Genomic DNA, 25,277 nt, shown 5'->3' with positions numbered 1-25,277 from the left:
TCCAAGCGCCTCTAAGGCACGTTGAAGTGCCGCACCACGTGGTTGTCACGCTCGGCCACGAACAGCCCCTCGGAAGGCGTGTAGGCCAGGGCGAAGGGGGTGCGCAGGGCGGCCAAAAAGGGGAAGCCGCCGTCGCCTGAATAGCCCGCCGTGCCCGTGCCCGCGAGGGTGGTGATGGTGCCGTCGGATTTGATGGCCCGAACCCGGTGGTTGCCGCTGTCCGCCACGAAGACGCTACCCTGGTTGTCCACGGCGACCGAGGTCGGCAGGCTCAGCCAGGCCTCCTCGGAGGGGCCGCCGTCTCCGCCGAAGCCCGCGAGGCCGACCCCGGCGAGGGTGCTCACGGTGCCGTCCGGGGCGATCTTGCGGATGCGGTGGTTGCCCATGTCGGCCACGTAGACGTTGTCCTGGGCGTCGATCGCAATGTCGGACGGCTTGTCGAACCGGGCCTCGAGGCGCGGCCCGTTGTCGCCACCGAAACCCGCCTGACCCGTGCCCGCGTAGACCGAGATCCGCCAGCTGTGGTTGCCGTCCAGTTTGAGGATGCGGTTGGCGTTCATCTCTGCGACGTACAGGTTGCCCTGCGAGTCGAAGGCCAAGCCGGCGGGGCCGTCGAGCTTGACGTCGAGGCCGTTCAGGTCCTCGGCCCCGGGGGTGAGCGGCAGGGTACCGCGCCCGGCGATGGTAATCAGGAAGTTGTTGAGGTCGATGCAGCGGATGGCCCCGTTGCCTCGATCCGAGAAGAAGATGAGGCCCGTGGCGTCGTCCGAGACGATCTTGTAGGGGGCGTTGACCTGGAGGTAGCTCAGGTTGCGGCCGTCCCCGTTGTAGCCGGGCTCGCCCGTTCCCACGAAGGGGACGAGGAAGCCGTCGTAGGTGAGCTTGCGGATGCGGTGGTTGAGCGAGTCCGCGATGAGCAAATCGCCCCGGTTGATGGCGAGGCCGGTGGGGGTGTTGAGCTGCGCGGCGCTCGGCTGCTGGGAGTTCTCGGAGTAGCCCGCCACCCCGGTGCCGGCCACCGTCTGAATGGCCAGGTCGCGATCGCCCGCGAGCGGGGTCGGCGTCGGGGCGGGGGTCGTGCTGGGGCGCGGCGTGGGGGTGGCCTGTGCGGGGAGCTTGCCGGGCACAGGCTCCCCGGTCCCGGCAGGGCTGCGGAGCGCGCAGGCGGCCAGCGCGAGGGCGATCACGGGGAAGAGGGGCCTGAGGGCTCGGTGCATGGGCGCTTACCGCAAGACGCGAATCCGCGCGTTGTCGATGTCCGCCACGAGGATGGCGCCGTTGGGGGCGATGGCGATGTCTCCCGGCCGGCGGAACTGGATGGCCCCCGTGCCGTCGGTGAAGCCCGGCCAGTTGTTACCCGCCACGGTACGGATGCGACCGTCGGCGCCGATCTCGCGGACCGCGTGGTTGTAGGTGTCGGCGACGATCACCCGGCCCGAGGCGTCGACCGCGAGGCCCATGGGGAAGTTGAGGCGCGAGTGGCTCGTGTCGCCGTCGGTGAAGCCGAGGATCCCGTTGCCCGCGATGGTCTTGACCGTGCGATCGGGGGCGATCCGGCGGATGCGCAGGTTGCCGTAATCCGCGACGTACAGATTGCCGGCGCCGTCGAAGGCGAGCTTGCGCGGCAGGTTGAAGTAGGAGCGCGCCCCCGGCCCATCGGCGAAGCCGCGGCCCTCGTTGCCCGCGTAGCGGGTCACGACGCCCTGGGGCGAGATCTTGTCGATCCAGTAGGTGCTCGAGACGTAGAGGTTGGACGAGGCGTCGATCGCGATGCCGAAGAGCTCGATGGGGTCGTAGGCGCTGCCGTCGGGGTTCTTGAGGGCGAGGGTCGAGACCTGGCCGCTCGGGCTGATCTTGCGCACGGCGTCGAAGTCGGCGACGTACAGGTCGCCACTCGGGGCGATCGCCACGTCCTTGGGGCCCATGAACTGGGCCTGCTTGCCCAGCCCATCGGCGCGGCCCGGCTGCTCGCTCTGCCCGCCGACGAAGGTCGAGACCTGACCGCTCGGACTGATCTTGCGGATCCGGTAGGCGTAGGGCTCGGCGACGTAGAGGGTGCCGTCCGCGGCGACCGCGAGGCCCTCGGGGGCTTTGAAGGTCGCGCTCGTACCCGCCCCGTCCAGGCTCCCCTCGACGCCGGTGCCCGCCAGGGTCGAGGCCACGATGCCGGCGCGTGCCTGCTCGATGGAGGGCGAGGTGGAGACCTCGCCGGGGGTGTACTCGGCGGTCACCTCGTGGGGCACATCGTCGCCCGGCAAGGTGGTGCCCGCGGGGCCCTCACCGCCACACGCCGCCAGCGCGAGGGCCATGCTACCGGCTAGCGCGGCCCGGATCCAAGTCTTCATGCATCCCTCCTGAAGTCGAGCACTCAAGGGTTGCGCCGGATCGTATGGCATCCGGATGACCCGCACGTGGTGCATCGGTTACGGGAGGATGAAGGAAACCTCGCTCGCTATTTTCGGCGGATGTGGATCGTCTTGTCGATCTCAGCACAGCAGGTGCCCTCGCCATCGACGAGCGCGACACGGTAGGTGCGGTTCACGGCAGCGCCCTCGGCCGTCAATCGCGTGATCTCCTGGATTTCGGCCTCGTCGAGCGTAAACTGCGCGCGCAGCGTCGAGCGCCCGGGCTTCAGGAAGCGGATGGCGGCGCTCTTGTCCCAGACCACGTAGCCCGGGCCCAGGCTCCGGATCAACATGACCATGTAGATGGGATCGACCGCAGCGAACATGCTCCCGCCGAAGATGGTGCCCACGTAGTTGCGAGTCCGCCAGGAGAGCGGCAGGTCGATGCGGACCTCACGCCAATCCCCGGCGATGTAGCGGATGCGCGCCCCTGAGCCCCGATACGCGGGGAACAGGTTGAAGGACCAGCGCGTCAGACGCGTCTTCCAGGACTCGGGCATCGCGCCTCCTCAGGGCTTGACCTCGGCCGCCTTGTTCTTCTCGGCGGCGAGGCGATAGGCATCCCAGGCGACGAAGCCATGGAAGGCGAGCACCCCGAGTAGCGCGCCCATCTGCGCCCACTGGACGCCCGTGTCGCTGCTCAGGGCGTAGGGCTTCCCCGCGACCAGGGGCAGCAGCACCTGGCTGCCGAGGTAGAAGCCGCCGGCTCCGGCGGCCAGATCCCCCACCGGCGTGAGCGCGGCGCGGAGCCACTCGCCCTGGTACCAGTAGCCGGCGCTGGTCCCCACCAGGTAGATGGTCCCGGTCAGGGCCGGGTTCGTGCCCGCCAGGGTGGGGGGCAACGCGAGGGTCACCCCCGCAAGCCCCAGGGCCCCTGCGAGCTCGGGCGAGTAGCGCGGGCTGCCCGCGACGCTCGTGGCCCCCGGCAGTGCCGACGGGGTCGCAAGCGGCGAGAAGGCGAGGGTGGCCGAGGCGAGAAGGGGCAAGGTCGCGTGCATGGGCTTTCTCTGTCGAGGGGCGAGGGGCTGCTACTATAAGTACCACGACCCCCCACGCTCGTGAGGCTGCCATGTCGATCCCAGCGTCGCACCGCATCATCCCCCTGCTCCTCTTCCCCATGCTGCTGGCCGCGTGCGGGGTCCAGCCCTCGGACCCCGTGAAAGCGGGCCAGAAATGGTTTCTCGTCCCGGTGATGGCCGAGGCCCGTGAGGCCCTGCGCTCCACGGCCGAGGTGCGCGTCGACTCCGAGCAGGAGATCGTCCTCTCGCCCGCGACCGGTTCGCCCCGCACGGGGCTCATCCTCTACCCGGGGGCCTCGGTGGACCCGCGCGCCTACGCCCCAGCCGCGCGCGCGCTCGCCCAGCGCGGCCACCGGGTGATCCTCGCGAGCATGCCTTTCGGCTTCTCTCTCTTCAACGGCAACGCGGCCGACGACATCATCCGGCGCCACCCCGAGATCACGGCCTGGGCCATCGGCGGGCACTCGCTCGGCGGCGTGGCCGCGGCCTCGTACGCCGCCGAGCATTCGGAAAAGCTCAAGGGGCTCGTCTTCTGGGCGTCGTATCCGGCCTCAGGCACGGACCTGAAGTCGAGCGGGCTCAAGGTCGTCTCGATCTGGGGCACCCGCGACGGCCGCTCAAAGCCCGAGGCCGTCCGCGACTCGGCGCGTTGGCTACCCACCGATACCCGCTTCGTGTCGCTCGAAGGAGGCAACCACGCGCAATTCGGCTGGTACGGAGCGCAGGCCGGCGATCTGGAAGCGACCCTCTCGCGCGAGGAGCAACAGCGCCAGATCGTCGAGGCGACGGCGGCCCTGCTGGAGGCGATCGCTCCTTCGGCAGCGACCGGCCCCTGAGGCAAAAGGCTCAAGCCTTCGTTCATCCGCGCGTAACCTAAGGGCGATCTGCGCGCAAGAGTCGGGGGGTATGGTGCCCGGGACACAGGAGGTTCCGGCCATGGGCATGACCCCGTTCAGATTCGCGATCGCCGTTTGCTGCGGCTTGGCCGCTTCGAGCGTGCTGTACGTCTCGCAGAAGGCGGACGGCATCACCCTCGCCGAGAGCTCGGCCGCAAGCATTCAAGAGGCAACCCCCAGCGTGGCGGCGGCCTCGCCCCGGCCGTCCCCCATCGCCACCGCCTCTCACGCCCTTGCCGCCACCCACAGCGTCGCCGTCCCGACGCAGGCGCCCCCCGCGAGCCCTTCGCTTGCCGTGAAGCCGTCGCCGGCGGCGAGCGTCTCGGCGACCCCCAAGGCCAGCCCGTCGATCCCGGCGAGTCCCTCGGCGATGGTCAAGGCCACTCCGAGCCCCGCGAGCCCGTCCACCGCGGTCAAGGTTTCCCCGAGCGCAAGCCCCCCGCCGGTGGTCAAGTCTCCTTCGGCAAAAGGGACGAGCGCCGCCTCGCCAGCCCCCACGAAGTCGCCCCCCATCAAGGCCGCCCCTTCCACGTCGAAAGCGGCAAAACACCCAACGAGCAAACAGGCTGAGCCACCGGCGCCCAAGCGCATCATCATCCGTCATTCGCAGCCCGGGGACGTGGTCTTCACCATGGAAGGCGAAGAGCTCCAGGTCGAGTTTCGCCAGGCCCCGACCCCCAAACGCCAAGGAGGCCGCTCATGAACAAGCCCCTGCGCACTCTGCTGCTCGCTGACGACGGGATCCGGGACCGACACCGGGCGGACATCCGCAACCTCGAGAACTGTCAGCTGATCGGCGAGGTGCACGAAGGCGAGGCGGGGATCCACTTCGCCTCGCTCTGCCAGCCCGACCTGGTCCTGGTCGGCATCAGCGAGGATACCCTCGGCACCGCGCGCAGGCTCCAGACGGTGGCCCCATGGGCCAAGGTGGTGGCGCTAGGGACCCCCGAGGACGAGGCCAGCCGCCTCGCCTTGATGCAGGCCGGCGTGAGCGACTTCGTGCCCACCGAGGAGCGGGCCTCGCTCATCCAGCTCCTGGAGCGGCTCGCCGCTCCCGAAACGGTCCCCGAGGGCCTGGACGACGGGCCGCACCCCGGCAAGGTCATCGCCTGCTACAGCCCCAAGGGCGGAGCGGGGCGCTCGACGCTCGCGGTCAACCTCGCGATCGCCCTCTTCCGCGCTACCGGCCGCGAGACCATCCTGGTGGACGGCGCCTGCTTCCATGGGGATCTGGACCTCTTCCTCAACCTCCAGCCCCCGCAGGGGATCGCCTCGGTGCTCGCGGGCGGCCGGCTCGACGGGGCTCTCTGCCCCCACCCGACGGGCATCAAGCTGCTGGGGTGGACCAAGGGCGATCGCGAGGAGGCCCCCGAGAAGCTGCGGAACCTCGTGCACCTGCTGCGCCAGCGTGACGCCTGGGTGGTGGTGGACAGCCACCCGGCCCTGCGCGCGATCAACCGGGTCATCCTGGAGCTCTCGGACCGGGTCTACGTGCCCATGTTCCTCGACATCGCGCACATCCGCGCCCTCCAGCGGGACCTCGCCCAGTGGCGCGAGGATCGCCTGGACACCGCGCGCTTCGAGCTCGTCGCCTGGGGCGAGAAGAGCGACGTGAGCCGCCAAGAGGCTGGCAAGATCCTGCGCCGCGGGATCGACTTCCAGCTCCAGGCCGATCCCGTGGGCGCCCGCAGCGCTATCAACCAGGGCGTCCCCATGCTCCAGGCCGAGCCGCGCGGCGCGTTCGCGCGGGATCTCGATCGCTTGATCGCTTCTTTCACCGAGCCTCAGACCCGGGCGCTGGTCCAGCTCAAGGCCGCCAACCCCTTGGAGCAGTTCATCGCCTGGATCAAGAAGGGCCCCGCGACCGGTTTCGGGGCCTAGGGCCATGAACTACGTCTTCGTCTTCTTCGGCGCCACGATCCTGGCGCTCGTCGTCCTGTGGTTCGTGCCGCACCACGGCGCGCGGCTGGTCCGCTCGCGGCTGGGAGCGCTCGAAGCGGCGGGCCCCGGGCTCGTCCCCCTCGACTCGCCCCAGACCCGCAAGATCCAGGAGCGGCGGCGCGCCAAGGCGCGGCGCAAGCAGCGCCGGAGCCTGCAGGCCAGGTGGCTGCGCTTCGTGGCGCCCATCGTGGCCCTCGCCGCGGCCCTGGGGGTCTCGGCCTGGGCCTGGGGGCCCCAGCGCGCCATCGCCTGCGGCGCCCTGGTGCTGGCCTGGATGCTCGGCCTCGGCTGGTGGCGGCGTCAGCGCCGGCTCTCGCATGTCTCGCAGCAGATGCCCGTCGCCCTGCACATCATGGCGAACCACCTGCGCGACACCAACTCCTTCTTCGGGGCCCTCGAGGCCGTCGCGCAGCAGGCCCCGCGCGGGATCGCCCGGGAGTTCGCCCTGATCCACGCAGCGATCACCGCCGGCGCTACCGAAGAGCACGCCTTCTTGGCCTTCGCCCGCCGCAACCCGGTGCCCGAGGCCGAGATGGTCGCAACCGCCCTCTCGGTTCCCCAGGATCGGGGCCAGCGCCTGGCCGCTGCCCTCTTCAACGTTCACGAAGTACTCGCCGGTCGCCACCAGAGCCGGCAAGAGGCCGGGCGAATCGAGCGTTCGGTGCGCCTCTTGGCCTGGGTCCTGGTGGTGCCGGTAGCCGTGGTCGCCATCGAGCCCCTCGCGAGGCCGGAGGGGCTCAGCCTGCTCAAGGTCGTGATCCTCGGCCTGTTCTGCGCGGGGACCCTCGCCATCAACCGGGTGTGCGTGGGCCTCGGACGGGGAGGGTAACGTGCGTCCGACAAAACTGTTCCTTGGAGCCGCCAACGGCGGCCAGACACGACACATGCCTGGTTTTGTTGGACGCACGTAATGGGGGTGCAAGCCATGCTGGCCATCGTGCTTTCGATCCTCACCGTGACGGCGGGCGTCACGGTCCTCGCCTTCGAGCGCGCCCTGCGTCGCCGACGGGTGGTCGCGCGGCGCCTGGGGCTGCTGGAGGACGACGCCGAATTCGCGGGCCGCGGGGGACGCTGGGCCCTGATCGCCACCTGGGTGTCGGAGGCCTTCGAGCCTCGGAAGATCTGGCGTGGGATGGCGCGGACCGCCCGGCGCTCGCTGAGCGTCAGCCTGATGATGGCCTCGCTCGCTCTGACCCTCGGGATCGGCTACGGCTGGTGGCTGATGGACCGCTCGGGCACCACCTGGGGGGTGGTGGGCGGCGGCTCCCTGGCACTGCTCGGGTGGTACCTGCTGGGGGGCTACATGGAGGGGCGCCTCCAGCGCCGCAAAGAAGCCATCGCATGGTCGGTGCCGGCCCTCTTGGACCGCATCGTTTGCCTGGTCGAGGTGGGGGTCAGCTTCGAATCGGCCCTGGGCAACGTGGTGCGCGAGAAGGGAAAGGGCGATCGCACCCTCAAGAACGAGCTGTTCCGCTACCTGCAGGAGACCCGCCTCGGCCACACCCGCCAGGAGGCGCTGGTCGCCCTGGCGCAGCGCTGCGACGTGCCCGAGCTGCACCGGATGGTCGGAGCGGTCCTCGCCTCGCGCGACGACGCGGCCGCCCTGCGCACCCAGCTACGGGAGTGCTCCCTGGCGTTGCAGGGCGAGTGGCTCAAGAAGAAGCGCGATCGCGCCAAGCGCGCCATCACCCTCATGCTGGGGATCATCGTGACCTGCTTCGGCCCGCTGATGGCGATCGCCCTCGGTGCCAGGTAAGCCTTCCGGGGGAGTCGGCGCGGAGATAGAATGGGCCGCACTTCATGCCCAGGACGCGCCACGCACCCAGTCCTTGGCCACACGGCAACGGAGGCGGAATGGATATCGATCGCGTGATCGTCGAACGACAAGATGGCATGAGCTTCTGCGGGGTCCTGAGCTACGAGCACGGCGACAAGCACCAGATGCTCACCTGGAGCTTCGAGCGCACGCCCGACAACAAGGTCGTCCTGCTGCTCTTCCCGGCCAGCGCCAACGGCCACTACCCGGAGGTCCAGGTCTACTACCGCGAGCTCGCCGACGCCATCCTCGACGCCATCCTGCAGGCGGCTTCGCGCTAGGCTAGGCCTTGCCTTCCTGCACGGAGAGGGCGCGGTAGATCTGCGCCTCGGTGCAGGCCCCCATGTCGATCAGGACCGGTGCGAGGCGATCGCCCGTGCGCTCCTGGGTTTCGAGGGCCGTCCCGATCTGCTCGAGGGAGACCAGGCCGAGCTTCATCAGGGTATCGCCCAGCTTGATGTCCTGGTACTGGTCCTCGAGGGTGCTCTTGAGCTGCGCGAAGGAGATGAAGCCGAGGCCCAGGAGGATCTCGCCGATCCGCAGATAGGGGCTCGACGCCTGCACCCGGAGCGCCTCGTCGAGCTGGTGGGCGTCGATGATCCGCCGGGCGATGAGCAGGGCACCGAAGTGCAGGGTCTCGATCGGTACCCGCCGCCGCTGCGGCACAACCGGCACGGTGGCTTGTTTGGTGGCCGGGACGGGCAGGCTCGACGGGTTGTTCACGGGGCCTCCTGGACGCAAGGTCCGAAAAGTGTTCAGGTTGCTGGCTATTATACGGCAAGTGGCGGCGCTTTTGGCGCCGCCACTCACATTCAGAGTGTGATCTCGGTCAAATTCTAGAAGAGACGCGCCTTGACCTTGAGCGAGCCATCCTTCTCGACGAGCTCGCGGCCCTTGGTCTGGTCCAGGATCGGGTCCAGCTTGCCCAGGGTCGCATCGAGGCGATTCACGAGCTTGTCCAGGGTGTCCAGGGTCTTGGGCAGGCGGCTGAGCGAGGGCTCGAGGGCGTCCAGGGTCTTGGGGAGCTTGGTGAGAGTCGGATCCAGCGCGACCAGGGTCTGGTCCGCGTGGTCGATGAGGGCGGGGCCCTTCTTGCCGAGCGCGGTCACAGTGGGGGCGAGCTCGACGCTCGCACGGTCCAGGCGCGCCAGGAGGTCGGGACCGCGCTTGCCCAGGGCCTTGGTGGCGGGCTCCAGGTCAGAGGTCATGCGATCGAGGCGGTTGATGAGGCTCGGCGCGGCGTCAGCCGTGCGATCCAGGCTGTCGATCATGTGCGCCAGCTTGTCCTCGTTCTTGGTCAAGATGCGATCGAGGGTGGCGAGGGTGTTGCCCGCGGTGTCGAGGGTCTTGCCCATGGACTCGCCGCGGCCGCCCAAGGTGGTCGCGAGGCTGTGAACGATGCTCGAGAGGTCCTTGGGGTCCACGTCCTTGAGGACCGGGCCCACGTACTTCATCAGCTCGTCCACCTCGACCGGCACGTCGGTCTGACCGATGGTCTCACCGTCCTTGAGCAGGGGGGCGCTCTCGGACTGGGGCAGAAGCTCGATGTACTTCTCGCCCAGGAGGCTCTTCATGCGGATGGCCGCCTTCACGTCCTGGCGGATGTCGGCGTCGGTCTTGAGGCGCAGCTTGACGAGCGCCTTGTCGTGGGCGACCGAGAGGGACTCGACCGAGCCCACGTTCACGCCCGCGATCATGACCGCGCCGTCCTTGACGAGGCCCGCCGCGTTGTCGAACTTGGCCGTCACGATGATCGCCTTGCCGAGCTTGAGGCCGCCCACCGCCACGGACATGTAGGCCAAGAGACCCAGCGCCGCGAGGATGAAGGCCCCGAGGGCCACGTCGTTCCAGAGCTTGCGTTCCATTTAACTCCTACCTACTTGTTACACGACTTGGATGGGGCCGTCCGCGCTGCGGTCGAAGAACTGCCGGAGGATGGGGTTGTCCGACTCCTTCAGCTTGTCCGCCGCGCCGTAGGCGATGAGCTTGCTCTTGTAGAGCATGGCGATCCGGTCGGCGATCTGGAAGGTGCCGGGGATGTCGTGGCTGATGACGATGAAGGTCAGGCCCAGCTCGCGCTGCATGCGAAGGATCAGCTTGTCGATCGCATCGGACATGACCGGGTCCAGGCCCGAGTTGGGCTCGTCGAACAGCACGATCTCGGGCTCGAGGGCGATCGCCCGGGCGATGCCCACGCGCTTGCGCATGCCGCCCGAGAGCTCCGAGGGGAACTTGTGCTCGACACCGGGCAGGCCCACCTGGGCGAGCTTGGCCGCGACGATGGCGCGGATCTCCTTCTCGCTCTTCTTGGTGTGCTGGCGCAGGGGGAAGGCCACGTTGTCGCCCACGTTCATGGAGTCGAAGAGGGCGCCGTCCTGGAACAGCATCCCGAACTTCTTGCGGACCTCGTAGAGGTCCTTCTCCTTGAGCTGGGTCAGGTCCTGGCCGTCCACCAGAATCCCGCCCTGGTCCGGCTTGAGAAGGCCGACCAAGAGCTTGATGAAGACCGACTTGCCGGTGCCCGAAGGGCCGATGATGACGGTCGTCTTGCCGCGCTCGATGCGCAGCGTCACGTCATCCAGCACCTTCTGCTTGCCGAAGGCCTTGTGGACGTTGCGGAACTCGACGATGCTGTCTTGCGGCAGCGGCCCGGAGCCCGAGATGGCGTTTGACTGTTCGGTGGCCATAGTCCTTCTTTACCCAAACAAGGCTTCTGACAGGAAGTAGTTGACGATGACGATGATCGTGGCGACCACCACCACCGTTCGGTTGATGGCGCGGCTGACCCCCTGGGGACCGGGGGCCGAGTTGAAGCCGTAGTAGCAGGCGACCAGACAGGTCAGCGTGGCGAAGATGATCCCCTTCAACATGGCGCACCACAGATCGGTCGCCGTCAAGTAGCGGGTGAGGTCCGCGACGAAGGTGCCCCCATTGACGCCGAGCTGGAAGACCGCGACCACGTAGCCCGCGGCGATCGCCGCGATCGAGGCGAAGACGATGAGGCAAGGGGCGACCAGGATGAAGGCGAGGAAGCGCGGGACCATCAGGAACCAGAAGGGGTTGACCGACATGACCTCAAGGGCGTCGATCTGCTCGCGGATGCGCATGGTGGCGATGGTCGCGGTCATGTCGGTGCCGGGCTTGGCGGCCATCATGGCCCCCACGATGATGGGGGCGAACTCGCGCAGGCACATCAAGCCGGAATAGGCGCCCACCATGTCCTGGCCGCCGAAACGCTGGAAGGCGTAGTAGCCCACCAGCACGATGTTGGAGCCGACGAAGGCGCAGATGGCCATGATGACCGGGAAGCTCTCGAGGCCGATCTTGATCATCTGCTCGATGACGAGCGAAGGGCTCGGCGCGCGGCGGACGGCGGCCTTCAGTACCAGGCCCAGGAAGCGCACGATGGATCCGACCTCGGCCAGGACCCCGACGCCCTTGGAAAGCAAGCTCGCCATCAGCCGATCACCTTGAGCAACAGAGTGGTGATGAAGTAGTTGGAGATGGCGATGGCCACGATCGCATGGACGACCGTCTTGTTGGAGGCCTTGCCCACGCCCTGGGCGCCGCCCGTGACGTTGTAGCCGTAGTAGCAGGCGATGAGGCCGATCAGGGCGCCGAAGACCACGCTCTTGAGCATGCCGCCCAGGATGACGTTCATGTGGACGAACTCGAGCAGGTTGCCGACGAAGACGCCCTTGGTGACGCCCTTGAGGCCGACGGCCACCAGGTAGCCGCCCAGCATGCCCGCCAAGCTGCCGAAGAGGCTGATGAGGGGGCAGGCGACGACCAGGGCGATGAGGCGCGGCACGACCACGAACTTGATGGGCGGCACCGCCATCACCCCGAGGGCGTCGATCTCCTCTTTCACGCGCATGGTGCCGATCTCGCCGGCGATGGCGGTCCCCGCCTGAGCGGCGATCATGATGGCGCCGAGGCTCGGGGCCATCTCGCGCAGGATCGACTCGGCCAAGAGGCTGGAGAGGACGTGGTCGGCTCCGAAGATGCGGATGACGGCCAGGCCCTGGAGCGCGCCGATCATCCCGACGGCCGTCATGATGGCCAGCACTGGGATCAGGCACTGAAAAGCGACCGCGTGCAGGGCGCGGCGGGTTTCAGCAAAGAAGAAGGGGGGAGTGGCGATCGCGGCGGCAATCTCGCCGAGAAAGCGGCCCATCCCGCCGACGACGGCCAAGAAGTTGCGCATGGGCCCCATCCTACCATCATCCGTTAGCCTGCAACAAGGGCCGTCCACGCACGCGACAAGGCCCGGGCGGTTGCCCGGGCCTTGTCGAAGAGCAGTTGGGTTGGGAGTGGTTGAGCGAGTCGATTAGTAACCGTTGTAACCGGTGCCGGTCCCGCTGTTGTAGCCGTTGTTGTAGCCGGTGCCGGTGCCGGCGCCGTAGCCGCCGTCGGTGCTGGTGGCGACGGAGATCTCGTTGGCCTTCTTGCTGGGCGTGACGTCGAGGGTGGCCGACTGGCCGGCGGCGACGTTGAAGGTGATGTCCTTGGTCTCGGTCTGCTCGCCCTTCCAGGAGAAGGTGACGGTGACCTTGCCCGAAGCGGCGCTGGTGCCGGGGTTCTGGACCTGGATCTTGGCGCTCTTGATGCGCTCGGTCCCGAAGGGGAGGTACCAGGGCTTGTCCATCTCCTGGCTGGAGACCGAGGCGATGACCTGAGCGCTGGGGTAGCCGCCGGTGCCGGTGCCGGGGTTGTAGATGCCGCCGCCGTTGCCGGTGCCGGGGTTGTAGCCGGTGCCGGGATCGTAGGTGTTGCCGCCGCCGGTGCCGGGATCGTAGACGCTGCCCTGATCATCGCCCAGGCCGTCATCGACGCCGGTGGGGGTGCGGCTGCAGCCGGTGGCCATGCTGAAGGCCAGGGCGCCGACGACCAAGAGGATGGCGTGCTTGCGGAACGTGCTCATTGGTAACCTCCCGTGAAACCCAAACTCACTTGCTCTTAACAGTATTTGGACTGTTGGGCGGGAGATCTTGCGGGCATGAAGTTAATTCCACGTTAACTCTCATCTAAGATTAATCCAAGGACACGGATGAAATCTCCTCGAAACCGCACGGATACTTGCTTTCAACCGATCCAGGATAGCCTGAAGAAAAGCCGAGAGGAGGTGTTCCCGTGTTCACTCAACTGGGGGGATGGCTGGATCAGCTCGTGCGCACCGCCCCACCGCTGGTACAAGACAACGCCTTTGCGATCGCCTGGACCTTCGTGGCCCTTTATGCCGTGCGCACGTTCATGCGCTGGGGGATGCCCTATTAAAAATCCCCCGAGCCCTGTTGAGGGCTCGGGGGATGGTTTCGCGGTCCTTAGAAGACTTCCTTCACGATGTCGCGGTCCAGTAGCTCGGCGGCCTCTCGCGCCCTGGCGCGGAAGGTCTCGCCCAGCCCCGGGATCTCGCGGAACTGCTGGAGCATGTCGATCACCTGGCGCAGGTGGCGGACGAGCTGCCCCTCGTCAATCCCCGAGGCCTCGATGATCGGCCCCCACTCCAGCCCTTCGGCCCATGCCTGGGTAAGCCCCACGTAGTCGGGCACCAGGTAGATGGGTTGCTCGATCTCCAGCTCAAGCATCCGCTTGGCGAGGCGCTTGGCATCCTTGGCCAGGCGCTCGAACAGGATGTGCAGCTCAGGATCGAACTTCAGGCCGCGCCAGCTCTGGCGACCGCGCACCGGCTCGGCCACCAGGGCGCTCGTCGCCGCTGCGAGCTTCACGGGCTCCAGGCCCTCCAGCATCCCTGAAGCGAGGGCCTCGGCCGCCACCAATTCGTTCGTGGTCCGCACGCTCGTAAGGGCCTGCCCACGCGCCAAGAGCTCTCGCCCGCGCAAGAAGCCCGTCTCCTCCAGGAAGCGCACCAGCTTCAAGAAGCCGCGCCAGTGGTTGGAGTGGAGGACGTCGATCTCCTTGTTGAAGCGCCCGATCTCCTGGCCGAGGATGCGGCGATCGCGCACCGATTCCTGGCAGGCCTTGCGGACCTTGCAGCTGCTGCAAGGGAAGCGCTCCAGCTCCTGGGTGACCTCCTTGAGCTTCGCCTTGGCCTTGAAGATCTCGGGCGGCTCGGTAATGGGCTTGACCATCGCCTCGAGGTCAAGGCCGCTGCGCTCGATCCATTCGTGCCAGGTCGGCCGGTAATCCCCGGGGGTGTGCTGCTGGAGGTAGCTGATGCGCCCGGCCTTGACCACCACCTCTTCGGGGATGGTCGTCACGGGCTCGCCCGGCAGCACCATGACCAGGTGTCGGCCACCCAGGCGCGTGATCGAGGGGGTTTCGAGCAGCACCGAGTAGTGCACGTCGCCGCTCTTGACCGTCTGCACGTCTAGCAGGACCCCAAGCTCGGGCGAAGTGGCCCCGGGCGGGTGGACCAGCACCCAGCTTCCAAAAGACGCCTTGAGCAGCTGCGAGGTGGCCGACTGGCGCGACGTGTACTGCCGGGAGCTCTCCATCCCCGCGAGGCGCTTGCGCAGGCTCTCACGGTCGTTGCGCAAGAGCTTGAGGCGATCCAGCAGATCCACGCGCTCCTTGGCCTCGTCGAAGGGGCAGCGCTCGTCGAGCGCTTCGAGGCGCTCCTGGGTGCGGCGCTTGCGGTCGAAGAGGCTCGCGACCGCCCCCGAGCTCTGGAACTGGGCAAAGCTCTGCTCGACGATCTTGCGCGCCTGATCCGGCTCGTAGCGGTGGGTCAGGTTCGCCACCATGTTGAAGTTGAGGGCGAAGCGGCTCTTGAGGGGCTCGGCCTGGCTCGTCGCCAGGTGGCCGATCTCCATGGGCGAGTAGCGGTGGCTCGACACGACCACCCCGTAGCCCACCTCGTCCATGCCCCGGCGGCCGGCGCGGCCCATCATCTGCTGGAACTCGGAGACGGTCAGCACCCGGTGGCCTTCGTCGGTGCGCTTGATGACGCTCGAAAGCACCACCGTTCGAGCGGGCATGTTGATGCCCGCGGCCAGGGTCTCGGTGGCGAAGACCACCTTGATGAGCGCCCGCTGGAAGAGGCGCTCGATCAGGTACTTGAGCGGCGGCAAGAGGCCCGCGTGGTGCGGGGCGACCCCGTAAGGCAAGAGGTCCAGCCACTTCTTGGTGGCATGGGAGCCGAGCATCCCCGGCGTCTGCCGGACCGCCGCCTCGACCATGTGCCGGATCCGCTTGCGCTCCTCGGGGGTGGTCAGCATCAGGTCCGCGTTGATCACGTCCCGCGCCTGCTCTTCGCAGCCCAAACGGCTGAAGACGAAGTAGATCGCAGGCAGCATCTCCTTGTTCTGGAGATCCTTGACCACCTCGACCGGTTCGGGCGGCGCCACCCAGCCCTCGTCGTCGCCGAAGCGCTTGACCGCGAGCTTGCCCGTCGAGGTGAAGAGCTTCTTGACGTTGGGGGAAGCCACGTAGCTTTCGAGGGGCACCGGGCGCTCGGCGTGGTAGACCACCTGCATGGGCTTGTGGACCGTACCGACCCAGGTGGCGAGCTCTTCGGCGTTGGGGATGGTGGCCGACAGGGCCGTGACCGAGGTGTGCTTGTTGAGGAAGACGATCGTCTCCTCCCAGACCGTCCCGCGGCCCTCGCTGCCCAGGTAGTGCGCCTCGTCCAGGACCACGTGCGACACGTCCTCCACCCGCGTGGGGTCCGCGTGCAGGATGTTGCGCAAGATTTCGGTGGTCATGATGAGCACCGGCGCCTCGGGCTCGAGCACCACGTCACCCGTGATGAGGCCGACCTGGCCCGGCAGGGCCGCCTTGAGGTCGCGGTACTTCTGGTTGGAGAGGGCCTTGAGCGGGGTGGTGTAGATGCAGCGCGTCTTGGATTCGAGCGCCAGGAAGACGGCGAACTCGGCGACGACCGTCTTGCCCGAGCCGGTGGGGGCCGAGACCAGCACGGAGCGCCCGCTCGCGAGGGCCTCCATCGCCTCGATCTGGAAGGGGTCGAGCGGGAACTTCTGGGTCCTGGCGAAGGCGGCGACGAGCGCCTTGGGGTCCGTAGCGGGCATGGTCATGGGCGCGCCTTTCTCAAGTTTTTGCGCAGTGTAACACGCGCTCTCCCGCACGCCAAGCCATCTTTCGGGCAATACGTTAAGAGCGTCGAACAAAACTGTTCCGCTCAGGCGCCCACGGCGCCCAGTGATCAACACATGCCTGGTTTTGTGAGATGCTCTAAAATGGCCGCTATGCGCGAGACCATGTGGAGCATCGAGGAAAGCTGGTGGGGCAGGGGCGATCGCCACCTGGCCGGCCTGGACGAGGTGGGGCGCGGTCCCCTGGTAGGAGCGGTGGTGGCCGCCTGCGTGGTACTACCGGGGCCCGATCATCCCGACTTCGAAGCAGTAAAAGTACGTCTCACGGGCCTGACCGACTCCAAGAAGCTGAGCGAGGCGCGCCGTGAGCACTTCGCCGCGGTGGTCAAGGAGGTCGCGCTCGCCTGGGCGATCGCTGAGTGCTCCCCCGAGGAGATCGATCGCCTCAACATCCTCTCAGCCTCGCACGAGGCCATGGCCCGCGCCCTGCGCCGGGTGCGCAAGACCCTCAAACCCGACCGGCTCCTGGTGGACGGGCACATGGCGATCCGGGGGATTCGGACCAAGCAAGAGGCACTGGTCAAGGGGGACGCGCGATCCATGTCCATCGCCGCTGCGGCGGTGATTGCCAAGGTCCACCGCGACGCCCAGATGATCGCGCTGCACCGCCAATATCCCGCCTACGGCTTCGATCGGCACAAGGGGTACCCGACCGCCGAGCACCTGGCGGCGATCGCCGAGCACGGCCTCACCCCGCAGCACCGCAGAAGCTTCGGCCCCTGCCGCGACCTGCAGCTTCGTCTCTGGCCCTAGGCCTTGAGGGAGATCAAGCCGTAGGCGCCGCGCTGGGCCTGTGACTTCTTGAACTGGGCTTCCGAGATCGACATGGGGCCGCTCGCGTTGGCCGGGTCGTGCATGTAGACGCGGCCGTCGGCCACCTTGGTCACGACCGTGTAGTGCCCCGAGGTGGAGTTCGGGTTGAGGTAGCTGGGGCGCAGGTGCGCGATGACGAGGCGGCCCTTGGCCAGCTCGGCCTTCAGCTTGTCCAGGCCGCCGTACAGGACGTCGGCGTCCAGGCCGTAGCTCTTGGCGCCCCGGACGAGCTGCTCATAGCTCGTGCCGCTGTACTCGCTGGAGTTGCTCGTGCCCGCCCCCATCCGGCGACGGGAGTCCTCGATGGCGGCGTTGGCGTTGCCAGGCGTGACGCTGCGCTTGCCGAAGGCCTCCGCGACGATGGTCAGGCTCGCCGGGCCGCAGTTGCCGTTGGCACGTGAGGCATCCTCGTTAACGTTCGAGGTGCTGCGGTACTGGGAGACGAAGGTGTTGTTGCCGACGTTCGGCTTGACGGCCGGCTTAGGCGCGGGCTGCGGCGCCGGTTTCGGCTTCTCGGCAGGCTTGGGGGCCGGCTTCGGCTTTTCAGCGGGCTTCGGCGCCGGCTTGGACTGAGCCGGCGGCTTCTTCTCGGCCTCGGGCTTCGGCTTGGGCTTCAGGGCCTCGCCCAGGCGATCGACCAGGGTGTCGAGCTTCTTGAACATCTGCTTCAGGCCCGTCGAAGGCTGGATCATCTCCGCCTGGCTCGGAGCCGGCTGGACAGGCGCCTGGTGCAGATGAAGCCGATCGAGCAGGGCGTCGTAGGTGGGCGACGCAGGAGCCCCTACCGCACTCGTCGGTGCGGCGGTGCGAGCGGCATGCAACCTTGCTACTTGTGAAAATGCTTGAATGGTCGACATGGTTTCCCCCCATGGCTTGGCCTTTCCAATCTATCGGATGCCAGGGCGGAGAATCGGTAATCCATTGATTAAGATTCAGCTAGCATTGCCTTAATCACAAGGAAACGCTTGACGCTTCCGGGGAGGTAGGGTTTCTATCTCTAGCATGACGAGCCAGGAGCCATCGCCCCCGCCCTCGATGCCCCCCAGCGTCTTTCTCAGCGCCCCGCCGGGCGCGGGCAAGACCTATCAGCTCGAACGCTGGCACGCCGAGGCCCCCGATCGACGGCGCTACCTCGCCCTGACCCGCGACGACGCGGATCCCGCCTTCTTCCTGCACCGCTTCCTGCAGCCGTGGCCAGCACTCGCAGCGCGCTTCGAACAGCTCCGAAGCACCCTGAGCGCCTCCGAGCCGGGGGCTGTGCTCGGGCTCGCGCTGAGCGAGGTGATGCCCGAAGACGGCCTTTTGCTCGACGACTTCCACCTGGCCGAGGACACCCCGCTCGAAACGTTGCTCCAGGGTCTGATCCGGCACTTTCCCGCCACGGGCTCGCTTGCGATCGCCTCTCGCCATCTCCCGCCGAAGCTCGAACGCCAAAGCCTCGCGCACTGGGACGCCGAGCACCCGGGCTGGCAGGGGCGAGCGCGCCTCGAAGACCTCCTGGACCTGCCGGTGCCCTTGCAAGCGCAGGTCTTGGCCCTCCAACTGGTCGGCGCGTTCGGCGAGCTGCCCGACGGCGATGAGCTGATACGCCGCAACCTCGCCCAGCGCGACGCGGCAGGCTTGCTCGTGCTGCAGGCCGCCTGGCACGACGCGGCGATAGAGGCAGTGGAGCGCGGCGCGCCGCAGGGCGTGTGGGATTTGATCGCCAGGGGGCTCAAGGCGCAAGGCATCCGCCACTTCCGGACCCACCAGGCGAGTGCCGCCCGCGCGATCCTGCGCCAGGTGCCGCCCGAAGTGCGCACCCAGCATGCGATCTTCCTGCGGCTGGAGGCAGCCGCTCTCTTCGAGGCGGGGATGCTCGAAGGCGGCTGGATGCAGTATCAGCAGGCCCTCGCCCTCTGTGCGGCCGAGCGACACGAGCGGCTCGACACGTTGCTCGAAATGGCGAGCAGCGCGTCGAACCAGCGCGACCTGGAGCGCTACGAAGCGCTCCTCGCTGAGCTCACCCCTCACGAAGCGGCGCTCACGCCCCTCCAGCGCGCACGCTACCTCAACCTCAAGGCCTGGAAGCAGTGGCTGGTGGCCGAGACCGACGAGGTCCACGCCCTCTGGCAAGAGGTCCTCGCCATCACGCCGTCGGGCGATCGCCTCCTGCACTACGAGCACTACCTGGCCTTGCTCGGGCTGCACGTCACCCACAACAACCAGGGGCTGAGGCTGGAAGCCACCCGCTACGCCGAGCGCCTCCTCTCGCTAGTCGTCGCGCAGAACTTCGAGACCCGCCTGCTCGAAGCCCACAATGCGCGCCTGCGAAGCCACCTGCTCGATCCGCAGGGGCTCTCGTCCATCCAAGTCGTGCTCCAGATCCCGCCCCGCGCCTTCGAGGCCCCCAGCCCCGACGCGGTGCTCAACTTCGTCTCGCTGCTGGGAAGCCGTGCCCTGCGGGCCCAGGCCCACCAGGCGGCCTATGCCTACTTCCAGTACATGAAGGCCCGGGCCATCCGACAAGGAGCGACGGCGTTCGTGCAGATGAGCAACCTCCACCTACTCGAAATCGCCTGCTACCAGGGCCGCTACGTCGAAGCCCGGTTGTACTACGACGAGCTGAGCCGCCTTGCGCTGGACAACGACCAGCGCAACTACATGCGCCTCACCTGGGCCTGCGCGCTGGCCGCCCAAGGGGAGACGGCCGAGGCACTGGCCCTGCTGCAGACCGAGCTCGACGCGCAACCGCTCGAAGACCTCAGGGCGAGCGTGTTCTTGCTTGCCCAAAAGCTCGCAGGCGAAGCGGTCCCGGCGCCTGCCGTCCTGTCGCGCCCCTCGCTGCGCCGAGGGTACTGGCACGAGGCGTTCGACGGGGCAGGCTGGCCCTCGATGCTCTCATGCCAGGCCTTCGGGGACTTGCGCCTCCTGCTGGACGGTACCGAGTCCCTCAAGCTCTCGCGTCACAAGGCGCTGATGCTGCTCGGCTACCTGGCGCTCAACCCGGATGGGATCCCCTCCGAGACCCTCGCCGAGCACCTCTTCGAGGACCCTGACGAGCTGAACCAGCTCCACTCGGCCGCTCACAGCCTACGGCAAGGGCTCAAGAAGCTGGAAGCGGGCCATCTGCTCGAAGCCGCCGGTGGGCTGTACCGCCTGCGCTGGGACGATGTGGCCTTCTGCGACCTCCACGAGTTCGAGGCCCTGTACCGCAAGGGCCGCGAACTGGAGAACGAGGGCCTGACGGCCGGGGCCCGCCTCTTCTTCGAGCTGGCGATCGCGATCGCCTCGCCCCCCATGTTCGGCAACCTGCCGGACGCCTTCGACAGCGCGCGCGCCGCCCATGCGGGCAAGCTTCGCCACGCGCGCGCCTTCATCGAGCAACCGCCAAGCTGAAATCCGTCCCAAAGCTCGACCAGGTATCCGCTGACAAGCTCCTGGCGCCGCTTTGAAAGGACTTGCAAGTTAACGACCCATCGCGCTTCGGTATAGGAAAAGTCCACGACCATCACGGTCGAATGGCAATACCGAAGGGGCGACACGGGCATGTCTGGATGGTTCAAGCTCAGAGGCTTCGCGGCGATGACGCTGCTTTTGCTGGCGATCGCAGGCTGTGATACGGGTGACGACCTGTTGCTGGTGGCACATGGCCCCAGCGCCTCTCCGACCCCGGACGCCGGCGAGGTCGGGGGCAACGTCTCGGGCGGCAGCACGACGCCGATGGCAAGCCTCGTGCTCATCGCCCCCGACGTGGACGCCATCACCCTCAACGCCCCTGCCGCCGACGGCTCGACCCCCGCGCGCTACCCGAACAGCCGAGCGCTCTCGGCGAAAGTCTGGCTCTACACCGGCGAAACGGACCCGCTAGGCGTGACGTGGTCGAGCTCCGTGCCCGAGGCCGTCGAGGTGAGCCCGCAGGGGCTCGTCACGGTCAAGCCGGGCGCGAGCGGCAGCGCCATCGTCACCGCGGCCTCGGTGCGCAACCCGCAGATGACGGACGAGCTCGTCGTTTCGATCACCACCGACGGCAAACTGAAGCTGAGCGTCTTTCCGACCCTCAGCCACGACGAGGAAGACAGGGCGCAGACGCGCCTCGAGCTCACCCAAAACGGCGTCCTCATCGACACACCGACCCTGACCAACGAGCTCGCCCTCGCCCTCGCGGCCGGGACCTACCGCCTTGCGATCACGCGCACCGGCAACGGGCCGAGCGTCTCTTGGGTTTCGGAGAACGTCCAGGTGACCCCCAACGGCGTCACCGCGATCGCAGCGCAGCTGCAATGAGGCCTCAGCGGTGAAACAGCTCACGGCCCTGCTTCTGGCTTCCCTGCTGCTCGTCCTGACGGGCTGCCCGCGCATCGGTGCGCTGGTCGCCGACACGGGCCTCCTCACGGCCTCGGGGCACGCGTCGCTCACGGGCCAGATCCGCTTCCAGACCCAGGCCACCCCTTCCGAGATCTCCAGCGGCGCGACCGTCTCGCTGATCGACACCCGCGACGGGCGCTCCGTCGCCTCTACCGTGACCAAGGCGAACGGCGACTTCTCGCTGAGCATCGCGAACTGGACCCCGCAGGTCGATACCCCGTACGCGCTCGAAGCCGTCCGGGGCCTCCCCGCGGGCGGGGCCCCCAACCGGGTCGGGGCGGCGGCAGCGCGCCTGAGGACCCTCATCCGCTTCAACGGCGCGTGGAGCAGCCTGAGCACGGGCCGCATCGACATCAACCCGACGACCACCGCCCTCAGCATCCTCCAGAGCCTCAAGGGCCTGAGCAAGGCCCAGCAGCTCGCCATGATGGGCACGGCGAACGGCGCGAGCTTCACCGGCACCGTGGGGGCCACCGGCATCACCGGCGCCGAGTTCACGAGCGTCCTCGGGTTGGTCAACGCTGCCCTGCAACTCAACCAGGACCCGCTGCGGGCGATCGCCCGCGACGTCAACACCGGCGGCTACGTGCGCCTGGAGCGTGGCCCCATGGTGACGGACATCTCGACGACCGGCGCCAACCGGGGCGACACCGTGGTGCTGTACGGCAGCGGCTTCGACCCGGCCGTCAACATCGTTCGCTTCAACGGGGTCCAGGCCCCTGCCATCGTTAACGCCACCGCCACCCAGCTCACCGTCACCGTGCCCGCCACCGCCGTCAAGGGCGCGCTGACGGTGCAAGTCGGCAACCTGGTCTCGCTGGTGCTGCCCACCTTCAACGTGCTCGGGCTCGGCATCACCAGCCAGAGCCTCGTCACGAAGTTCGGCGGCCTGAAGGATCCCATCCCCGGGATGCCTGCCACTCAGTGGAGCCTCACCAAGCCGAACGGCGTGGCCCTGGACGGCAACGGCAACCTGTACTTCACCGACTTCGGGGCCAACCGCGTCTTCAAGGTCGACGCGAGCGGCACCCTGACCCTGCTCGCCGGTACCGGCTTGCCGGGCAGCGACAACGGGGTCGCCGCCACAGCGCGGATCAGCAATCCCACCGGCATCCGGGTGGACGGGGCCGGCAACCTGTACGTGGTCGCCAAAGGCTCCTACGAGATCCGCAAGATCGGGACCAACGGGATGATCGCGCCCCTGACCACCGGAGCGCTCAACGGGCCCGAGGACGCGGCCCGGGATGCGGCGGGGAACCTCTACATCAGCGACTACTGGAACTACCGGATCCGGAAGGTGGACACGGCGGGCAACGCCTCCAACCTGGCGGGTGGCAACGGAGCGGCCTTCTTCGGCGACGACGGCCCCGCCGGCGACTCGAAGATCAACGGCCCGAGCGGTATTGCGGTGGATGCGTCGGGGAGCGTCTTCTTCGGCGACGGCAACAACTTCCGCCTCCGGATGGTGGCAGGCTGGACCGGCACCTGCTACGGCAAGAACGTGGTGGCGGGCAACATCTACACCGTCGCGGGCGGCGGGGCCACGGCACCGGCCGAAGGGGTCACCGCGCTCTCGGCCAACCTCCCCCCCCCTCGCGGGGTGGCGGTGAGCCCCGCAGGCGACGTCTACTTCGTCACGATGACCAGCAACAAGATCTTCCGACTGGACCTTGCGGGCGTCCTGCACCTGGTGGCGGGCGGTGGCGCGCAGGCCCCGGCGGACGGGCTCGATCCGCTGCAGGCGAACTTCAAGAGCATCCAGAAGGTGGCCGTGGATGCGGCAGGCAACCTGGCCTTCGTCGAAGATGGTCTCAACCAGGTGATGGTGATCCCGAAGACATCGGGGTCCCACTTCGGCAAGGCGATGACGGCAGGCAAGCTTTACACGGCCGCGGGTAACGGCTTGGCCGGCGTCTCGAGCGACGGCACCGTCGCCGGCAACACCCAACTCCTGGGGGTCGAGGCGATCGCCATCGAGCGCTCGGGGGCCCTGCTCTTCACCGACGGGAACCGCCTTCGCAGGCTCAGCGGCGGCGTCGTCTCGACGGTGACCGGCAGCGACACCGCCGGCCCCGGGGGCAACAACGTCGTCGCCGCGAGCGGCCTGCTCAACTCTCCAAAGGGGGTGGCGGTGGATGCCAGCGGCAGCATCTTCATCTCCGACCAGTCGAACTACCGGATCCGGATGATCCCGAGCGAGAGCGGCATGGCCTTCGGCCAGACCCGGACGGCGGGCAACATCTCCACCATCGTCGGCGGCTCGTGGGGCAGCGGCCCTTTCGGGGGCGACCCGTTAGTCGCCAAGCTATACGGCCCTCGCGGCATGGTGGTGGATGCCGCAGGGAACCTCCTCTTCGCCGACAGCGGGAACCTCGTCCTCATGCTCCCGCGGGTGGGAGGGAATTACTACGGCCAGACGCTCGAGGCCAACAAGCTCTACATCATCGCCGGCAAGGGCATCTCGGGCTACAGCGGCGACGACGGCCCGGCGGTGAATGCGACCATCAACTGGCCGAGCGACGTCGTCCTGGACAAGGAGCAGAACCTCTACTTCTCTGATCTCAACAACCGGCGCATCCGACGCGTGGATCGCGTCACCGGGATCATCACCACCGTGGCGGGCGGCGGCGCGGGCTTCAGCGACGGCATCCCCGCCCTCACCGCCAATATCGGCTATCCGGCCGGGCTCGCGTTCGATCCCCTCGGGAACCTCTACCTCTCCGACACGGACTTCCACCTCATCCGCAAGGTGGACCCGAACGGCATCATCTGGACGCTGGGCGGCGCCGGCGCCAGCTATCAAGGGGACGGCGGCATCCTCGGCAACGCCAGGTTCTACAGAGCCACGGACATCGCGAGCGACGCCTCGGGCAGCCTCTACATCGCCGATACCAACAACCGGCTCATCAGGAAGGTGGACCCATGAGACGCCTTGCAGCCTGCCTCACCGCAAGCCTGCTCCTAGCGGCCTGCTCCGCCCCGGTCGTTTCGCCTGAGGCTCCCGCGACGCCACCGCTCGCGGGCGTCGTCGAGGGCGCGAGCGAGCGGCAGGCGCAGGCGACGCTCGGCGACATCGCGAACGGCGCGACCATCTCGATCATCGAGCCCGCCTCAGGCAACACGGTCGCCACCACCCTCACCACGCCGGATGGCGGCTTCCGCTTCAACTTCAAGAACGAGTTCAAGCCGGGGAGCAAGCCCTACTTCCTCGAAGCGATGAAGGGTCTGCGGGCCAACAGCGCAGGCGCCCCGCTCATCCGCCTACGCACCCTGATCACGTACCGGAGCGGGCGCTGGCTCTCCCTGAGCGGTGCCGTGCACACGCTGAGCCGCAGCAGCAGCGCCCTTTCGGCCCTCTCCAACCTCAAGGCCCTTACCGACGACCAGAACGCCAGCCTCATGGGGTGCTTGACCACGCCGGCCACCGATAGCCCCGGCATCGAGATCCCCGCCGCCTTCGTCGTTCCGGCCGGATTGAGCGGGCTGCTCGACGTGCCGACCTACGAGATGGCCTGGGCAGTGGTGGACCGCGCGATCGCCCAGGACCAGGACCCCATCGCGGGCCTCTACGTCCGGGCGGCGTCGGCCTCCGCCGCGCTCCCCAACGGCGTGACGGACGCGTATGGGCTCTGGGACGGCTTTGGCCTGACGGCGGACGGCTTCGTCTTCTCGAGCCTCTCGGCCGCGACGATCGCCCGCGGCGGGACCCTGAAGCTCTACGGCCACGGCCTGCCCAGGACGACGAGCGGCGCCACGGTGACCCTCGGCGTGGGCGGCCCCGCCTGCACAGTGACGGCGGCGAGCGCGGACGGCACCTCGCTGAGCGTCCAGATCCCCCTCGGGATCAGCACCGGCGCCTATGCCCTCCAGCTGATCTACGGCAAGTGGACCGCCACCAAGAACGTGACGGTGAACTAGCCCCGGCACACCTCAACGCAGCACCGCCCAGGCCAAGGCCTGGGCGG

At 68.0% G+C, this 25,277-nt stretch carries 24 protein-coding genes; 12 read left to right on the top strand and 12 right to left on the bottom strand.

Annotated features, from left to right (window positions below):
- Window positions 1-11: 11 nt before the first annotated feature.
- The 4 genes from J7643_16895 to J7643_16880 all read right to left on the bottom strand — a co-directional run bounded on the left by J7643_16895 (window position 12) and on the right by J7643_16880 (window position 3,403).
- Complete coding sequence (locus J7643_16895; protein MBO9542269.1) at window positions 12-1,217, bottom strand: hypothetical protein; 1,206 nt, start codon at window positions 1,215-1,217, stop codon at window positions 12-14.
- A 6-nt stretch (window positions 1,218-1,223) separates the two neighbouring features.
- A complete protein-coding gene (locus J7643_16890; protein ID MBO9542268.1) occupies window positions 1,224-2,345 on the bottom strand; it encodes a hypothetical protein in 1,122 nt (373 codons plus the stop codon).
- Window positions 2,346-2,452: 107 nt separating this feature from the next.
- Window positions 2,453-2,905, bottom strand: a complete 453-nt coding sequence (locus J7643_16885) for a DUF4442 domain-containing protein (protein ID MBO9542267.1) — start codon at window positions 2,903-2,905, stop codon at window positions 2,453-2,455.
- 9 nt (window positions 2,906-2,914) lie between these two features.
- Window positions 2,915-3,403, bottom strand: a complete 489-nt coding sequence (locus tag J7643_16880) for a hypothetical protein (protein ID MBO9542266.1) — start codon at window positions 3,401-3,403, stop codon at window positions 2,915-2,917.
- A gap of 71 nt (window positions 3,404-3,474) precedes the next feature.
- On the opposite strand from J7643_16880, the gene J7643_16875 reads away from it, so the two are divergent.
- The 6 genes from J7643_16875 to J7643_16850 all read left to right on the top strand — a co-directional run bounded on the left by J7643_16875 (window position 3,475) and on the right by J7643_16850 (window position 8,358).
- Entirely contained in the window at window positions 3,475-4,260 is a 786-nt protein-coding gene (locus J7643_16875; GenBank protein MBO9542265.1) for an alpha/beta hydrolase, read from the top strand.
- A 106-nt stretch (window positions 4,261-4,366) separates the two neighbouring features.
- The gene (locus J7643_16870; protein ID MBO9542264.1) at window positions 4,367-5,023 is read left to right on the top strand and encodes a hypothetical protein; all 657 of its coding nucleotides are present in this window, start codon (window positions 4,367-4,369) and stop codon (window positions 5,021-5,023) included.
- Window positions 5,020-6,201: a hypothetical protein gene (locus J7643_16865; GenBank protein ID MBO9542263.1), complete on the top strand. Its 1,182-nt coding sequence runs from the start codon at window positions 5,020-5,022 to the stop codon at window positions 6,199-6,201. The genes J7643_16870 and J7643_16865 overlap by 4 nt, the downstream gene beginning before the upstream one ends.
- Before the next feature lie 4 nt (window positions 6,202-6,205).
- Entirely contained in the window at window positions 6,206-7,090 is an 885-nt protein-coding gene (locus J7643_16860) for a type II secretion system F family protein (GenBank protein ID MBO9542262.1), read from the top strand.
- Window positions 7,091-7,186: 96 nt separating this feature from the next.
- A complete protein-coding gene (locus tag J7643_16855) occupies window positions 7,187-8,017 on the top strand; it encodes a type II secretion system F family protein (protein ID MBO9542261.1) in 831 nt (276 codons plus the stop codon).
- A 98-nt stretch (window positions 8,018-8,115) separates the two neighbouring features.
- Window positions 8,116-8,358, top strand: a complete 243-nt coding sequence (locus J7643_16850) for a hypothetical protein (protein MBO9542260.1) — start codon at window positions 8,116-8,118, stop codon at window positions 8,356-8,358.
- A 1-nt stretch (window position 8,359) separates the two neighbouring features.
- Here the strand turns inward: J7643_16850 and J7643_16845 are convergent, their stop codons facing one another.
- From J7643_16845 to J7643_16820, 6 genes are all read right to left on the bottom strand, one after another.
- Window positions 8,360-8,800: a hypothetical protein gene (locus J7643_16845; protein ID MBO9542259.1), complete on the bottom strand. Its 441-nt coding sequence runs from the start codon at window positions 8,798-8,800 to the stop codon at window positions 8,360-8,362.
- Window positions 8,801-8,913: 113 nt separating this feature from the next.
- Window positions 8,914-9,942, bottom strand: coding sequence for an MCE family protein (locus J7643_16840; GenBank protein MBO9542258.1), 1,029 nt, complete (start codon window positions 9,940-9,942; stop codon window positions 8,914-8,916).
- 18 nt (window positions 9,943-9,960) lie between these two features.
- Window positions 9,961-10,764 carry an ABC transporter ATP-binding protein gene (locus J7643_16835; GenBank protein ID MBO9542257.1) on the bottom strand — a complete coding sequence of 268 codons (804 nt, stop codon included), beginning with the start codon at window positions 10,762-10,764 and terminating at the stop codon, window positions 9,961-9,963.
- Window positions 10,765-10,773: 9 nt separating this feature from the next.
- Window positions 10,774-11,535, bottom strand: a complete 762-nt coding sequence (locus tag J7643_16830; GenBank protein ID MBO9542256.1) for an ABC transporter permease — start codon at window positions 11,533-11,535, stop codon at window positions 10,774-10,776.
- Complete coding sequence (locus J7643_16825) at window positions 11,535-12,284, bottom strand: ABC transporter permease (protein MBO9542255.1); 750 nt, start codon at window positions 12,282-12,284, stop codon at window positions 11,535-11,537. The genes J7643_16830 and J7643_16825 overlap by 1 nt, the downstream gene beginning before the upstream one ends.
- A 123-nt stretch (window positions 12,285-12,407) precedes the next feature.
- A complete protein-coding gene (locus J7643_16820) occupies window positions 12,408-13,001 on the bottom strand; it encodes a hypothetical protein (protein ID MBO9542254.1) in 594 nt (197 codons plus the stop codon).
- A 209-nt stretch (window positions 13,002-13,210) separates the two neighbouring features.
- On the opposite strand from J7643_16820, the gene J7643_16815 reads away from it, so the two are divergent.
- Window positions 13,211-13,354: a hypothetical protein gene (locus J7643_16815; GenBank protein MBO9542253.1), complete on the top strand. Its 144-nt coding sequence runs from the start codon at window positions 13,211-13,213 to the stop codon at window positions 13,352-13,354.
- Window positions 13,355-13,401: 47 nt separating this feature from the next.
- On the opposite strand, the gene J7643_16810 is transcribed toward J7643_16815, so the two are convergent.
- The gene (locus tag J7643_16810; protein ID MBO9542252.1) at window positions 13,402-16,074 is read right to left on the bottom strand and encodes a DEAD/DEAH box helicase; all 2,673 of its coding nucleotides are present in this window, start codon (window positions 16,072-16,074) and stop codon (window positions 13,402-13,404) included.
- 183 nt (window positions 16,075-16,257) lie between these two features.
- On the opposite strand from J7643_16810, the gene J7643_16805 reads away from it, so the two are divergent.
- A complete protein-coding gene (locus J7643_16805) occupies window positions 16,258-16,905 on the top strand; it encodes a ribonuclease HII (GenBank protein MBO9542251.1) in 648 nt (215 codons plus the stop codon).
- Here J7643_16805 and J7643_16800 read toward each other — a convergent pair.
- A complete protein-coding gene (locus tag J7643_16800; GenBank protein ID MBO9542250.1) occupies window positions 16,902-17,822 on the bottom strand; it encodes a C39 family peptidase in 921 nt (306 codons plus the stop codon). The two genes, J7643_16805 and J7643_16800, sit on opposite strands and share 4 nt — an antisense overlap.
- A gap of 145 nt (window positions 17,823-17,967) precedes the next feature.
- On the opposite strand from J7643_16800, the gene J7643_16795 reads away from it, so the two are divergent.
- From J7643_16795 to J7643_16780, 4 genes are all read left to right on the top strand, one after another.
- Window positions 17,968-20,343 (top strand): hypothetical protein, encoded by a 2,376-nt coding sequence (locus J7643_16795; protein MBO9542249.1) that lies wholly within the window; start codon window positions 17,968-17,970, stop codon window positions 20,341-20,343.
- Window positions 20,344-20,493: 150 nt separating this feature from the next.
- A complete protein-coding gene (locus J7643_16790; protein MBO9542248.1) occupies window positions 20,494-21,231 on the top strand; it encodes a hypothetical protein in 738 nt (245 codons plus the stop codon).
- Between the two features lie 10 nt (window positions 21,232-21,241).
- On the top strand, window positions 21,242-24,238 hold the full coding sequence (locus tag J7643_16785; protein ID MBO9542247.1) for an IPT/TIG domain-containing protein: 2,997 nt from the start codon (window positions 21,242-21,244) through the stop codon (window positions 24,236-24,238).
- Window positions 24,235-25,230: a hypothetical protein gene (locus tag J7643_16780; GenBank protein MBO9542246.1), complete on the top strand. Its 996-nt coding sequence runs from the start codon at window positions 24,235-24,237 to the stop codon at window positions 25,228-25,230. The genes J7643_16785 and J7643_16780 overlap by 4 nt, the downstream gene beginning before the upstream one ends.
- The last annotated feature ends 47 nt before the right edge of the window (window positions 25,231-25,277 follow it).

It is taken from the genome of bacterium (assembly GCA_017744355.1).
Lineage (GTDB): Bacteria > Cyanobacteriota > Sericytochromatia > S15B-MN24 > UBA4093 > JAGIBK01.
Note: the sequence above shows the minus strand (reverse complement) of the source record. Positions and strands in the feature narration are given on the sequence as shown.

What these genes read in the sequence shown, in the direction of transcription:
- J7643_16895 (MBO9542269.1), bottom strand. Translation starts at nt 1,217, where the DNA reads ATGCACCGAGCCCTCAGGCCCCTCTTCCCCGTGATCGCCCTCGCGCTG.
- J7643_16890 (MBO9542268.1), bottom strand. Translation starts at nt 2,345, where the DNA reads ATGAAGACTTGGATCCGGGCCGCGCTAGCCGGTAGCATGGCCCTCGCG.
- J7643_16885 (MBO9542267.1), bottom strand. Translation starts at nt 2,905, where the DNA reads ATGCCCGAGTCCTGGAAGACGCGTCTGACGCGCTGGTCCTTCAACCTG.
- J7643_16880 (MBO9542266.1), bottom strand. Translation starts at nt 3,403, where the DNA reads ATGCACGCGACCTTGCCCCTTCTCGCCTCGGCCACCCTCGCCTTCTCG.
- J7643_16875 (MBO9542265.1), top strand. Translation starts at nt 3,475, where the DNA reads ATGTCGATCCCAGCGTCGCACCGCATCATCCCCCTGCTCCTCTTCCCC.
- J7643_16870 (MBO9542264.1), top strand. Translation starts at nt 4,367, where the DNA reads ATGACCCCGTTCAGATTCGCGATCGCCGTTTGCTGCGGCTTGGCCGCT.
- J7643_16865 (MBO9542263.1), top strand. Translation starts at nt 5,020, where the DNA reads ATGAACAAGCCCCTGCGCACTCTGCTGCTCGCTGACGACGGGATCCGG.
- J7643_16860 (MBO9542262.1), top strand. Translation starts at nt 6,206, where the DNA reads ATGAACTACGTCTTCGTCTTCTTCGGCGCCACGATCCTGGCGCTCGTC.
- J7643_16855 (MBO9542261.1), top strand. Translation starts at nt 7,187, where the DNA reads ATGCTGGCCATCGTGCTTTCGATCCTCACCGTGACGGCGGGCGTCACG.
- J7643_16850 (MBO9542260.1), top strand. Translation starts at nt 8,116, where the DNA reads ATGGATATCGATCGCGTGATCGTCGAACGACAAGATGGCATGAGCTTC.
- J7643_16840 (MBO9542258.1), bottom strand. Translation starts at nt 9,942, where the DNA reads ATGGAACGCAAGCTCTGGAACGACGTGGCCCTCGGGGCCTTCATCCTC.
- J7643_16835 (MBO9542257.1), bottom strand. Translation starts at nt 10,764, where the DNA reads ATGGCCACCGAACAGTCAAACGCCATCTCGGGCTCCGGGCCGCTGCCG.
- J7643_16830 (MBO9542256.1), bottom strand. Translation starts at nt 11,535, where the DNA reads ATGGCGAGCTTGCTTTCCAAGGGCGTCGGGGTCCTGGCCGAGGTCGGA.
- J7643_16825 (MBO9542255.1), bottom strand. Translation starts at nt 12,284, where the DNA reads ATGCGCAACTTCTTGGCCGTCGTCGGCGGGATGGGCCGCTTTCTCGGC.
- J7643_16820 (MBO9542254.1), bottom strand. Translation starts at nt 13,001, where the DNA reads ATGAGCACGTTCCGCAAGCACGCCATCCTCTTGGTCGTCGGCGCCCTG.
- J7643_16810 (MBO9542252.1), bottom strand. Translation starts at nt 16,074, where the DNA reads ATGACCATGCCCGCTACGGACCCCAAGGCGCTCGTCGCCGCCTTCGCC.
- J7643_16805 (MBO9542251.1), top strand. Translation starts at nt 16,258, where the DNA reads ATGTGGAGCATCGAGGAAAGCTGGTGGGGCAGGGGCGATCGCCACCTG.
- J7643_16800 (MBO9542250.1), bottom strand. Translation starts at nt 17,822, where the DNA reads ATGTCGACCATTCAAGCATTTTCACAAGTAGCAAGGTTGCATGCCGCT.
- J7643_16795 (MBO9542249.1), top strand. Translation starts at nt 17,968, where the DNA reads ATGACGAGCCAGGAGCCATCGCCCCCGCCCTCGATGCCCCCCAGCGTC.
- J7643_16790 (MBO9542248.1), top strand. Translation starts at nt 20,494, where the DNA reads ATGTCTGGATGGTTCAAGCTCAGAGGCTTCGCGGCGATGACGCTGCTT.
- J7643_16780 (MBO9542246.1), top strand. Translation starts at nt 24,235, where the DNA reads ATGAGACGCCTTGCAGCCTGCCTCACCGCAAGCCTGCTCCTAGCGGCC.